Origin of the sequence: Segatella maculosa OT 289 (assembly GCF_000243015.1) — a bacterium.
Taxonomy (GTDB): domain Bacteria; phylum Bacteroidota; class Bacteroidia; order Bacteroidales; family Bacteroidaceae; genus Prevotella; species Prevotella maculosa.
Map to the genome: position 1 here is coordinate 17,403 of NZ_JH594506.1, position 13,329 is coordinate 30,731.

The window sequence follows — 13,329 nt, forward strand, 5'->3', positions numbered from 1 at the left end:
ATTACCGTGCAATATGGCTGATATTAGGTGTCGCAATTGAAACCATCAACTTAGAACTCGTTATTCATAAAAACAACCTGATAGTGTTGCTTTTATATTTCTATTTGTATTTACTCGGAGCGACACCATATTTGGCTTTAAAACATTTGTTGAAATAAGATGGATCTTGAATACCTACGCGGTAGCTCACTTCGGCTATCGTGTACTTTCCAGACGAAACCAATTCTGCAGCAATGCGCATGCGCTCGTTCATGATGTATTTGTTGGGTGAAATACCATAGAGGTCTTTCATTTTCCCATAGAATTTCGTGCGTCCCATTTTCATCATTTCGGCAAGTGCGTCTACTGAGAGCATACAATCATCGAGATGATTGACTATAAGCGCTTCCACTTGCTCTTTGAACAACCTTTCTGCTTTCGATACGATGATTTCTCGTGTACCAGATGATGTAACTTCGAGGGGTTTCTCGTTACGCCATTTGATGAGCTGCACCATTCGGGCAACGAGCAGCCGATAGTTGCAAGGCTTGATCATGTAATCATCGGCCCCAGCTTGGTAGCTTTTGATTTGGTGGGCCTCGTCGGCAAGGGCTGTCAGCATGATAATGGGAATGTTTTTTGTCGTTTCGGTCTTCTTGAACTTCTTCACTATTTCGTAGCCGTCTGTATCGGGCAACATCACATCGCAGATAATGAGTGCGGGCTTCAGGGCCAAGCAGCCTTCATAGCCGGTTTCTCCATTCATGAACCCTTTGGTGTTGAAATAAACGCCTACTTCATGCCTGATTTGCTCCATCATGTCGAAATCATCTTCGATAATTCCAACAGTGATATCATTCAGTGCACGGGGAAGAATTTCGCGGATAAAGTTATCTATAGGCTTGGTATTCCCGTCTTCTACAAGCTCCCGACTTACGGATTGTCTGTATTCTTCGGCGCTGTAGACGGTCTCAGTGTCGGGCAAGGAGATGGTGAAACAACTTCCACCGACGTCATTTACCTGCCGATAAGTGATACTTCCATGATGTAATTTGGCTATTTGAGCTGCGTTATAGAGTCCGATGCCGATGCCGCCTTGAGCCGTTTGCCCGTTCATGAAAGGTGAGAACATTGATTGTCTGAGCTCGGAACTGATGCCGGCTCCATCGTCTGTGATGCAGATGAGCACATTTCTCTCGTTGCAGGTAATCTTTACGTCGATGTGTCCCTTTGAGGGTGTGTATTTCACTGCATTCGAAAGAATGTTATAAACCATCATTTCAACACCTTGTCGGTCGAAGTAAATTTCGTGGCTGCGGTCAAATGCAGTGAATGTCATAACCAATTCTTTCTGCTGTGCGACGGTATAGAGATCTTGAAAGATATTGCGTGTAAAGGCGATAATGTCTCCTTTCTCAACGGCAATCCTCATGTTTCCCGTGTTGATCTTGCGGAATTGCATCAGCTGGTTCACCAAGCGAAGCAGTCGGTTAGTGCCTCTACGGGCAGTAACGATGGCCGTTTTTGAAACCGTTTCGGCCTTTTCTAACCGCTCAATCGAGTTTTGAATAATGGCCAACGGGGTGCGGAACTCGTGCGTGATATTAGTGAAGAAGTTGAGTCTGAAGTCGGTCAGTTGTCGTTCTACCTCAAGTTTGCGATTCAATTTCAAGCGTTCGTACCAGAAATGTTGACCGGCGAAAGCGATGCCAGCAATGATAACGACATAGAGTAGCCATGCCCATGTCGTAGCATACCACGGCGATTTAATCGTGATTTGCAAGACGGTCTCGGGACTCCAGCCATTACTTGATTTGGAACGTACGTGGAACGTATAGTTTCCCGGACGAAGGTTGTCATAGTCGGCAAAATTGTTGCCGGTAGAGTGGCGCCAATATCGGTCTGATCCCTCAAGATAATACTGATAGACTTGGCTGCTGATGTTTCTGTAATAGCAGTTAGAGAAGAAAAGGGTCAGCGAGTTTTTATCATGAGGAAGCTCAATTCTTCTTGTCAGCGACAGGTTCGTGTCCGATAATATGCTTGCACCTTCTTCATAGATATCCGTTCCATTAATGAGTAGGTCGGTAATCAGTACCGTTCGGTTGGCTGCATGGTTCTCAGGAATCATGCCGGGGCTGACAACAGCAAGCCCATTTCCGGAGCCGAAAAGTATCCTTCCGTCGGACATAGACATAGAACTATTGGTACAGAAGGCATTGCTCAGAATATCGGAACTCAGTTCATAACGGTAGATTTCTTCTCCTTGTTCGTTGACACGCGACACCCCTTCTTCCGAACTTGCCCAAATATACCCTCGTTGGTCTTGTTCTATACTCTGCACATTGTTGTTTGACAATCCGTCAATACGGGTGAGTTGGGTCATTTGCATATGGTCGATTCCTCGACTAAAATCCAGCTTGAGCAGTCCGCAACCTGTCACTCCTACCCATAACATGCCCTTGCGATCAATACGCAGGCAGGTGACTTCGTCGCCGGGAAGCTTTCCGTTCATGACATTGAATACCTTGAAATCAACATCAGAGATATGTTTCTTTCTTGTGTCCACAGCATACAAGCCGTTATAGGTGCCAAGGAAGAGAATGCCATCGTTCCGGAGTTCCATATTAGTGATGCGCGCCTCGTTGAAATCTTTATTTATCAGCCGGTGGAATTTGAGGGGTGATTGGTTTTGATTGTCAACCATATAGAGTCCGCTATTCCATGTTGAGACCCAAATACGTCCGCGTTTGTCTTCCACGATATCGGTACATTCATGACTACTTATTCTGTGGTTTATTTGTAAATCAGAATAGTTCACACTGCCATGGTATAACCCCATGTCGCGTGTTGTGGTCCATGAAGTGCCTTTCGAGTCGGTGATGGAGTTCGTAATCTGCCCAGGCAAGGTTGCAATGGGGCTAAACTGAAAAGACGAAACATCGAAAACATAGCTTTTCTTGTCTTTTGTGTAGATGCAAATCTGGCCTGTTTTATTCTTGAAGATGCTCTGTATATGATTCGACCAGTCGCCCCGTTTTCCCGGTTGCGGATAGGCATAGGTTACCATCCTGCTGAGCAAGGGACTCAAGAGACTGATCCCTGTTCGTTCGGAACTGATCCATATCGCCCCGGAATGGTCAATGAGCACGTCAAGCAGAAAGTTTGAATTAATAAGTGGTACAGGATCTTCAGCCGTATAACGCGTAAGTTTATCTTTCGGATAGTCGTAAGTGAAGAGTCCACCACCATAGGTGGCAATGTAAAATAGTCCGTTCTTGCTGCGTGCCACTTTGTAAATGCCATTCTTGTCAATGGTTGATAGCAGGTTGGGAATAATATCCAGTGTCCTCATCTTGCCTTTAGGAGGGAAGATAAACAGCTTTCCACTTTTGTCAGCAACAAATTGATAACCATCGACAACGTCTTGTAAGTGACCGTTTGTGATCATGAAGTCGGTTGGTTTTTCAAATCTTTTCCGCTTGATATCGTAAATGAAGGTACCCGTGCTTGCAAGAATATACCATTTCCCCTGCCAAATGAAACTCGACCTTATCGCACCTATCCGTCCCATCATCGCGGGCAAAGGGCATTTGCTGATGATATTGCCGTTGCCATTGTAGGCGAAAACCTGCTGTGACTTGCGTGAATAGGCTAACACTTCGTTTCCGTTAGCGATACACCAGAGCATCTCTTCACCACGCGACAACCACTTTACATGCCCTTGAGACGTGATGAGAACCATTCCCGAACGCGTTGCAAGGAATATATGATGCTGCGAAGTCTCTGCAAGTTGGCGAATATCGTTGTCGAAAAGTCTACGATTGGCAACGGTATAATCGGTAGTTTTAAATCTTCCCTGCCTGTAACTGATGTGGCGTAAGCCGAATTCTCTGCTCCAAAACCAATAGCTTCCCGGTGAGATATGGCATTTATGGAAAGCGCGAGTCATCTCTTTTTTGTCGGAAAAATCTACAAAACGTCCTTTCTTCAAATTGTAACAACCATAGGTGTCGGTCGAAGTGAACACCCATAACAAGTTGTTTCTTTCATCGGGATAGAACTTTCCCACATGCTGAATGGACTTATGGGTAAGTCCTAAATCGTTGAAAGCAACAAAACGATAGCCATCATAGCGGTCAAGTCCACCCGTTCCGCCGAGCCATATATATCCAGTAGGGTCTTGATAGAAGCTGTAAATGGTATTCCCAGACATGCCGTTGATGGAGGAGATGTGTTTTACAGCATACTGATTATGATTCTGTCCCGACATCAGAGACAGTTGAATGAGCAAGAATATAAAAGAAAGGATGCGTTTACTCATTTGTATGATTATTCTTAGAGACCGGAGATGAGCTTTTAACTAATGGCAAATATACTAATATTTTTTTATTAAGTGTACTAAAATACCGTTTTTCGTACTATTTCCCCGAAGGTTATTCCCGAGTTTGGCTATCTTTGTAACAAACAATCTTGGAATGAAAAAATTACGAACTACCTTTTTTCTATGCTTCTTCTCGACAGTTTTGTTGGCACAGACTTTTGATATGACGCTCCAACAGCCCCAATATTCGGACGCCATTGGCTATGGATACGATGTCATGGCTGCTCCACCGAAAGGGTCACAGAAGCCTTTCTTCTTTTCTGTGAAAGTACCTGATGGCAACTATCATGTTACAGTTACACTTGGTTCAAGTAAGCGTAAGGCCCAAACGGTAGTCAGAGCGGAAAGCCGTCGCTTATTACTTGAACAGACAACAACAGACAAAGGTAAGTTCAAGACCTATACTTTTGTTGTCAATAAACGTTCTCCAATTATTGATGGAAACACGAATGTAGTCCTTAAACCAAGGGAGAAGGACTATCTCGATTGGGATAATCGGCTTACATTTGAGTTTAACGGACCTACACCTGCAGTGAAAACAATCGATATCCGACCCGACACAACCGCTGTGACAATCTTTCTTTGCGGTAATTCAACGGTAGTAGACCAAGCCAAGGAGCCTTGGGCAAGCTGGGGTCAGATGATTCCGCGATGGTTCGATGCATCAATTGCCATCAGTAATCATGCAGAGAGCGGACTCAGTGCAACGTCTTTTATCAACCAAAGACGCCTTGACAAAGTGGTTTCCATGATGAGGCCCGGAGACTATGTGCTGTGCGAATTTGGACATAACGACCAAAAAGAGCACCGTTTCGGTGATGGTGCATATTACAACTTTGCCCATTCTCTGAAAATATTCATCGACCGGATAAGAGCAGCAAAAGGAATAATCATCTTTGTTACACCAACGCAACGCCGACTTTTTAACAAAGATAGCCACCGTATTCTTGAAACCCATGGTGACTATCCCGCTGCTATGCGCGAGGTGGCACGTCGAGAGTGTGTGCCAATCATCGAACTTCATGAGATGACCCGCACTTTTTTTGAAACGCTCGGTGAAGAAGACAGTAAACGAGCACTCGTATATTACGCAGCGGGAACATTTCCTGGACAGATGAAGGCTTTAGCTGACAATACCCATTTCAATGCTTTCGGCGCCTATGAAGTTGCAAAAATGGTCGTCATGGGTATGAAGCAACTCGGACTACCGATTGTTTCTGCATTGCGGAAAGATTGGCACGACTTTCTACCGACAGCCCCCGACAGTTGGCAACGCTTCACATGGTATCCCACTCCGGTTTATGATACGATGAAGCCCGATGGTAACTGATATTCTTTTTCAATCGTATGGATATCTAAAATTCAATCATGAGAACTATACTAACAACTTTTTTGTTCGCTTTGATAATGGCCGTTCCTGTTGTTGCACAGCGCGACACCATCAGTTTGAATGATAGCTGGCAGTTTCACCGCTTTTCAGAGGTCGAAAAACTGCCAACATCGTTTGCCGGACTGAAGTTCGAAGAAACCATCTGTCTGCCCCATGACTTTCAGATTTCACAACCGTGGATAGCTCCTTCGCCCGAAGAGAAAGGCGATGCCACGAATGCGGCCGCCAATATCAAGAGCCGTCTGTCGGCACGTGGCTTCAAAGAACTTACCAAAGGCATCTATCGACGGACGATAATACCCCTTGCTGCCTGGCGAAACAAGCGTGTGTTGCTTGATTTCGGAGGCATCATGCTGGTGGGTGACGTCTATCTCAATGGCCAACATATAGGAAAAACCGATTATGGCTACCTTGGTTTTGAATGCGATGTAACCGACAAGCTCATCTATGACAAGCCCAATGAAATCATTGTTACGGCTGAAACACAGGGCCCAAGGAACTCCCGATGGTACACCGGTGGTGGACTTTACCGCGGTGTTCGCATCATCGTCACTGATAAACAAAACCATTTCAACCGCCACCCGCTCTATATCACAACGCAAGAAAACCGAAAGGTAAACATTCAGGCAGACTTTTGCTACATGGAAAATGTGGACACGGTTTGTGTGGGTGTACGCATTCTTGATGCCAAAGGCTGTGTGGTAAATAATGATAAGTTTAATTTACGCTATTACAAAAACTGGCGATCGCATGAATACCGGCTACCAGCTATCACGCTTACAGCTCCCCAGCTGTGGGATACGGATCATCCTTATCTCTATACCGCAGAAGTCACACTCTATAACAGTAAAGGAGATGTACTTGATTGTGTTTCCGACCGTTTCGGCGTGCGTACTATTGAGTTCGGACCGGCCTTCGGCTTCCGTCTTAACGGTAAGAAAATGCTGTTAAAGGGCAATGCCAACCATCATACCTTGGGTGCTCTTGGCGCAGCTGCCTATCCCCGGGCCATAGAAAAGCGCATTCGGTTACTCAAAAGTTTCGGTTTCAACCATATCCGTTGTTCACATAATCCTTATAGTGAAGACTTTTATCGGCTTTGTGATGAATATGGTATATTGGTTGTCGATGAACTCTATGATAAGTGGTTGAAGCAGTATTCCGGCGGACGTGTGGACTGGACCTTACAATGGCAGAATGATATTACAGAGTGGGTGAAGCGTGACCGTAATCATCCAAGTGTCATTCTTTGGAGCTTAGGGAACGAACTTCAACAGGAAGCCGGTATGGCCAACAATGATTGGGGTGTAACCAATTATCAGTTGCTCAAGACTCAACTCCACCGCTATGACAGTTCCCGGCTTACAACCGTAGCCATGCATCCTCGCTATCGCTCGCTCGAAACGAACGCTGTTCCGTCTCCGCTCGCCATTGCCACAGAGGTAAATGCCTATAACTATCGGTACATGTACTTCCCGGGCGATAGTAAACTCTATCCAGAAAAGATCTTTTATCAGAGTGAAGCAAGCACCTCAGCCATGGGAAGTAATTTCTTTGAAATGGCTCTTGACAGTGTTGTCGGACTGGCTTATTGGGGCAGTATCGACTATATTGGTGAGAGTAATGGCTGGCCTGCAAAAGGCTGGAGCCAAGGTTCTTTTGATATTTCCTTGCAACCTAAACCAATAGCCTATCTCCTAAAGAGTATGTTCTCTGCCGACCCCATGGTTCATATCGCTGTGGTAGAGGAGGGAAAAGCTACCCGTTGGTGGAATGGAGTGAATGTGGGCACTTCCTTTTTATCTGAGAATTGGAATCGCATTGCCGGTTCTAAGGTCAATCTTCATATCTTTACCAATACTGAAGAGGTGACCTTGTTGCTCAACGGAAAAACGATAGCTCGCAAATCAAATTCACTTGATCCTAAAAAACGAAATAAAATCACATTCAACGATGTCGCTTATATGCCGGGGACTATTGAAGTAGTGGCCTATAATGGGCATAAGGTCGTGGCACGTCATCATTTGGAAACCACCAATAAGGCTGAACGGCTGCGACTTGTGCCTGATAAGCAGACATGGAAAGCGGATGGTGTCGACTTACAGCATGTGCTTGTCGAGGTTGTGGACAATAAGGGAAGGCGCATTCTCAATGACAACCGTCAGGTTATATTCTCTGTAACGGGAAATGCTCACCTTGTTGGTGTAAGCAATGGCGACATTTGTTGTAATGATAGTTTTGCTGGTCAGAAGATTCGGCTCTTCCAAGGCTCAGCTATGGTTATTCTCCGAGCCGAAAAGACTGTAAGTAAGGTGACACTTCAGGCTATAGCAGAAGGTTTGAAGGCGGTTTCCATAAGACTCATGTAGACTTATTTCACGATGTATAAGCAACTATTACCAATCGTTTTTTTGATGATGTCTGTGGCATCAATAGCCCAGACGAATGAAAGCGTTCTCCTGCTTTCAAGAACAGTGAATGATTACTTTGTGAAACAGTGGCCCGATCCGACTATTGCCACCCATGTGAAGAAAATAAGACCGAGCCATCTGTGGACACGAGCCGTGTATTACGAGGGGCTAATGGCTTTATATAGCATTGATGCACAACAGCGTTATATAGACTATGTAGACAGATGGGCCGATTATCATCAGTGGACGGCACGTGATGGGGTCCATACAACCGATGCAGACAACCAGTGTTGTGAGCAAACCTACCTTGACCGTTATGCGATGGTTGGCAATCCTAAGATGATAAACAAAACCAAAGAGAACCTCGATTTGCAGATGGCTACAGGCCGAAAAGACTATTGGTGGTGGATAGATGCTATTCAGATGGCACTTCCGGTCTATGCCAAATATGCATGGATAACAAACGAACGCAAATATATCGACTATGGTATGCTGAGCTATCGAGACGCACGCGACCGCCGAGGACTATTCAACAAGGAAGATGGATTATGGTGGCGCGACAGTGTTTATAAAGCACTTTACAAGGAACCTGACGGGAAAAATTGCTATTGGAGCCGTGGAAATGGTTGGGTGTATGCTGCTTTGGTGCGCACGATGGAGACGCTTTCACCCCACGACAGTTACTATAAGGAACTGAAAGAGGATTTTATCTTGATGAGTAAGGCCTTGCTGAAAGTACAACGAGCCGATGGGTTTTGGAATGCCTCTTTGGTTTCAACGTATTGTGAAGGGCCCGAAATGACTGGAACAGCCTTGTTTCTCTATGGTATGAGCTGGGGTATAAAAAATGGTATACTTCGTGTAAACGTTTACCGACCTAGTTGCGACAAAGCATGGAAAGCAATTGCTTCTTGTGTATACGAGAATGGCTTCTTGGGTTGGAACCAAGGTACGGGAGCTGACCCGTCTGCAGGGCAACCTGTAACTTATTCAAGTGTGCCCGACTTTGAGGATTATGGAACGGGATGCTGGCTGTTGGGAGCCTCATCCTATGCAAAGATAGTCGGACAATAGGAAAATGAATTGAAAATGAAAAAGTATTTGCTGCTAATGATACTGGTGGGGCAGGCTATGGGAGCTATTGCACAATCGTGGCCTGTCTCTTCCGTAATAACGAAACCGGGCACCCGATGGTGGTGGATGGGGTCGGCCGTGGATTCGGTTAATTTAAGGTGGAACCTTGATCTGCTGTACAAGGCGGGTATCGGAACCGTAGAGATAACGCCAATCTACGGCATACAAGGGAATGAAAAGAAAGAATTGCGCTACCTCTCGGCCGAATGGATGAGAGCACTAAGAGCAACAGAAGCTATTGCCAAGGAAAAAGGAATGCAGATCGACTTAAACAATGGCACGGGATGGCCTTTCGGTGGTCCATGGGTACCTAAGAACGAAGCGGCCTGCAAGGCAGTTTTCCACGATACGGTCATTGATGGGCGACGAAAGGTCACGGTTGAAGTGGGACGTACGGGGCAAAAGGTGAAACGTGCCGCACCCGGTGGAGAGGGCTTTGTCATTGACCATTTCGACAAATCTGCCGTTAAGAACTATCTGAACCATATTGATTCGGCCTTCAAGACTTCTGCAACCCCTTACCCCGCAACCTTTTTCAATGATTCCTACGAGGTCTATGGGGCCGATTGGACACCTGCGTTGCCCACAGAGTTTAAGAAGCGTAGGGGCTATGACCTGCTAACGGTGCTCGACAAACTCGTTGATGGCGACCCCCAAATCGTTAGTGATTACAGAGAAACACTCAGCGATATGCTCTTGGAAAACTTTACGCATCAATGGGTAGATTGGGCACACAAGAATGGCGTAAAGGTCAGAAATCAAGCTCATGGTTCGCCGGCTAATCTGATAGACCTCTATGCCGAAGTGGATATTCCGGAGACAGAGGGATTCGGACTCTCTGATTTCGGTATCAAAGGACTGCGTACCGATAGCGGATTCACCCGCAAGAACGACAGCGACATCTCCATGTTGAAGTATGCTTCTTCTGCAGCGCATATCACAGGAAAGCCACTTACGTCGAGCGAAACCTTCACTTGGTTGACAGAGCACTTCCGAACATCGTTGTCACAAATGAAGCCCGACTTGGATTTGATGTTCACTTGCGGCGTGAATCGCATGTTCTTTCATGGCACGACCTACTCTCCGAAAGACGAAGCATGGCCGGGTTGGAAGTTCTATGCTTCGGTGGATATGAGTCCAACGAACTCCATTTGGCGTGACGCCTCGGCTTTAATGACCTATATCGACCGCTGCCAACGGTTCTTGCAAATGGGACAACCTGATAATGACTTCCTTGTCTACCTACCCATAAAAGACTTTTGGAAGCGCGACACCAAGAATCTGTTGATGCAATTCGATATTCATTCAATGGCCAAAAAGGCTCCCGATTTCATCAAAACGGTTTTGGAAATCGACTCTCTTGGGTATGATTGCGACTACATTAGCGACCGCTATCTGCTCTCTACACAATATGTTGGCGGAGAACTGCAAACAGCATCGGGTACACGCTACAAGGCTTTAATCATACCTGAAGGTGCCGATATTGACACAAGGCTGCGTCAACATCTGAACGACTTAAAACTACGAGGGGCAAACATCATGGGTATTGATCCTGAACGAATGGCCTTGGTAGCCCACCCCGAGGAAATGAGACTTGAAGGCATTCGTACCATTCGGCGTAGGAATGTAACTGGATGGCATTATTTCATGGCTAACCTGTCGCCCCACGACATTCGAAAGCCTATTACATTAGCCGTTCCATTTAAGGATGCCTACTGGTTCGATCCCATGAATGGGGACATCAAACGCGCAGAAATTGTTCATGGCAAGGTAATAATTGACCTTCGCTCTGGAAGGTCGCTTATCCTACAAACCTATAATTCTCTTCTTGCGCCCTTAAAGAAAAGAAGAGCAAAACGGAATGGCTGTGAGAAGGTATTACTTAACGGACCTTGGACTCTGAATTTCATGGAATCAACCCCAAAAGTAGCCCGCACTTTCAAAATGAAAAGCCCCCATACATGGGAAACGCTTAACGATACCTCTGTAAAAGTGCTGATGGGCACCGGCTGTTATACGACTTATATTTATCTTGACAAAGCAAAAGCAAAGAAGCATTGGCAGATAGAATTGGGCGATGTGCATGAGAGCGCCCGTGTATATATCAATGATAAACCAATTGGAGTGGCTTGGGCGGTTCCTTTCGTGCTTGATTGCAAGGATGTATTGAAGGAAGGATATAATAAGATAAGTATCGAAGTGACCAATCTGCCGGCGAATCGCATTGCCGATATGGACCGAAAGGGTGTGAAATGGCGCAAGATGAAAGAAATCAACATCGTCAATTTGGAATATAAGAAGACTACCTATGCTAATTGGAGTCCAGTCCCGTCGGGGCTTACTTCAACTCCCTTTCTTTGCGAAACAAATAACTAAAAGAAACAATGTCACCCGAAAAGTGTCAACCTATAATTTATGTATTTATGAAGAGAATGTTTTTGATGATGATGGGGCTTGTTTATCTCCTGAATGGCATGGCTGCAAACAAACCAAGGCATACATGGCCCGACGGAACACCGATGGACAGATGGTTCTGTGACACCACGCGCATTGATGTCAACAGCTTGGGGCGGAAGTTCATCGTAACCGATTATGGCGTTGTACAAGATAGTACCATTGTGCAAACCCGCCGATTACAGGCTGTGATAGATTTAGCTTCGCAGCAAGGTGGTGGTGTGGTGGTCATTCCACGTGGTGTCTTTTTGAGTGGAAGTTTATTTTTCAGGCCGGGCACACATCTCTATCTTGAAGAGGGGAGCAGACTGAAAGGCTCCGACCGCATTGAGGATTTTGAAATAAAAAAGACGCGCATAGAGGGAGAAACCTGCGATTATTTCACTGCACTTGTGAATGCCGACCAAGTAGACGGGTTCACGATAAGTGGTAAAGGCACTATTGATGGCAACGGTTATCACTATTGGAAACAGTTTTGGTTGCGACGCCAATGGAACCACCAATGTACCAATAAAGACGAACAACGTCCACGTTTAGTCTATATCTCCAATTCCAAGGATGTGACAGTGCAGGATATTAGATTGGTGAATTCTCCATTTTGGACCAATCATCTGTATAAATGCAAGCGCGTGCGCTATCTCGGTTGCTATATATTCGCACCAACTGAGGGCGTGAAAGCCCCAAGTAGCGATGCTATCGACATTGATGTTTGCACCGATGTACTCGTTAATGGGTGCTATATGCACGTGAACGACGATGCTATTGCACTGAAAGGAGGCAAGGGTGTTTGGGCAGATACCCTTCCCGAAAACGGAGGAAACGAGCGCATCTTGATAGAGAATTGTCACTATGGCAGGGTGCATGGCTGTCTCACGTTGGGCAGTGAAAGCCTTTACAATTGCAACATCATACTGCGAAACATACGTTGCGATGATGTCAACCGAGTGCTTTGGCTGAAGATGCGTCCCGACACACCACAGCACTATGAGTATGTCACTATTGAAGGAATCAGGGGAAAAACGGGCAGTTTCCTTGTTGTTCGTCCGTGGACACAGTTTTATAAGCCCGAAGAACGTAAGGATATGCCGCTCTCAAGATGTAATAATATTACGATGAAGCATATAGAGATGCTGTGCAAGAATTTCTTTGATGTGGGCAAATCAGAGAAATACAAGCTCGATAACTTTACTTTTGAAAACATAAATATCACCGATGAAAGAGGAGCTTTCTCACCAGAAACCATAGAAAAGACGATGGTAAAGAAAGTTATAATTAATGTTGTTAAAAAATAAACGAGTTTCTTCTAAAGACAATAAGCAAGTTTTTTACCGCAAATGAGCGTAGTCGTCATAAGGCATATATGAAGGAATCATCCTTTTGATAAAGTAACTTGAATGTTTGATCGAATGAAGAAGTTACCATCTACACCTATTTATACTACGATGGTCCATTCGATACGATGGGATATTTGATGAAATCGAACAGAGACCTATAAATCAAAAAGGCCCGCACTCAAGAAGAGTAGCGGGCCTTTCATCGTTAGTATGTTATGAAAAATTTGAGAGAATTGAAACTTC

General features: G+C 45.3%; 6 protein-coding genes. 5 read left to right on the top strand and 1 reads right to left on the bottom strand.

Going from position 1 to position 13,329, the window contains the following annotated elements:
* Positions 1 to 100 precede the first annotated feature (100 nt).
* A complete protein-coding gene (locus HMPREF9944_RS08900; protein WP_008565865.1) occupies positions 101 to 4,303 on the bottom strand; it encodes a hybrid sensor histidine kinase/response regulator transcription factor in 4,203 nt (1,400 codons plus the stop codon).
* 154 nt (positions 4,304 to 4,457) lie between these two features.
* On the opposite strand from HMPREF9944_RS08900, the gene HMPREF9944_RS08905 reads away from it, so the two are divergent.
* From HMPREF9944_RS08905 to HMPREF9944_RS08925, 5 genes are read left to right on the top strand one after another with little or no spacing between them, the layout of a single operon-like run.
* Positions 4,458 to 5,693, top strand: coding sequence for a rhamnogalacturonan acetylesterase (locus tag HMPREF9944_RS08905; protein ID WP_008565866.1), 1,236 nt, complete (start codon positions 4,458 to 4,460; stop codon positions 5,691 to 5,693).
* A 38-nt stretch (positions 5,694 to 5,731) separates the two neighbouring features.
* Positions 5,732 to 8,122, top strand: a complete 2,391-nt coding sequence (locus tag HMPREF9944_RS08910) for a glycoside hydrolase family 2 TIM barrel-domain containing protein (protein ID WP_008565867.1) — start codon at positions 5,732 to 5,734, stop codon at positions 8,120 to 8,122.
* 12 nt (positions 8,123 to 8,134) lie between these two features.
* Complete coding sequence (locus HMPREF9944_RS08915; protein WP_044113578.1) at positions 8,135 to 9,238, top strand: glycoside hydrolase family 88 protein; 1,104 nt, start codon at positions 8,135 to 8,137, stop codon at positions 9,236 to 9,238.
* A 15-nt stretch (positions 9,239 to 9,253) separates the two neighbouring features.
* On the top strand, positions 9,254 to 11,674 hold the full coding sequence (locus HMPREF9944_RS08920; RefSeq protein WP_244861148.1) for a glycosyl hydrolase: 2,421 nt from the start codon (positions 9,254 to 9,256) through the stop codon (positions 11,672 to 11,674).
* A 47-nt stretch (positions 11,675 to 11,721) separates the two neighbouring features.
* Complete coding sequence (locus HMPREF9944_RS08925; protein ID WP_044113595.1) at positions 11,722 to 13,044, top strand: rhamnogalacturonidase; 1,323 nt, start codon at positions 11,722 to 11,724, stop codon at positions 13,042 to 13,044.
* Positions 13,045 to 13,329 lie beyond the last annotated feature (285 nt).

What these genes read in the sequence shown, in the direction of transcription:
- HMPREF9944_RS08925 (WP_044113595.1), top strand. Translation starts at nt 11,722, where the DNA reads ATGAAGAGAATGTTTTTGATGATGATGGGGCTTGTTTATCTCCTGAAT.
- HMPREF9944_RS08900 (WP_008565865.1), bottom strand. Translation starts at nt 4,303, where the DNA reads ATGAGTAAACGCATCCTTTCTTTTATATTCTTGCTCATTCAACTGTCT.
- HMPREF9944_RS08905 (WP_008565866.1), top strand. Translation starts at nt 4,458, where the DNA reads ATGAAAAAATTACGAACTACCTTTTTTCTATGCTTCTTCTCGACAGTT.
- HMPREF9944_RS08920 (WP_244861148.1), top strand. Translation starts at nt 9,254, where the DNA reads ATGAAAAAGTATTTGCTGCTAATGATACTGGTGGGGCAGGCTATGGGA.
- HMPREF9944_RS08915 (WP_044113578.1), top strand. Translation starts at nt 8,135, where the DNA reads ATGTATAAGCAACTATTACCAATCGTTTTTTTGATGATGTCTGTGGCA.
- HMPREF9944_RS08910 (WP_008565867.1), top strand. Translation starts at nt 5,732, where the DNA reads ATGAGAACTATACTAACAACTTTTTTGTTCGCTTTGATAATGGCCGTT.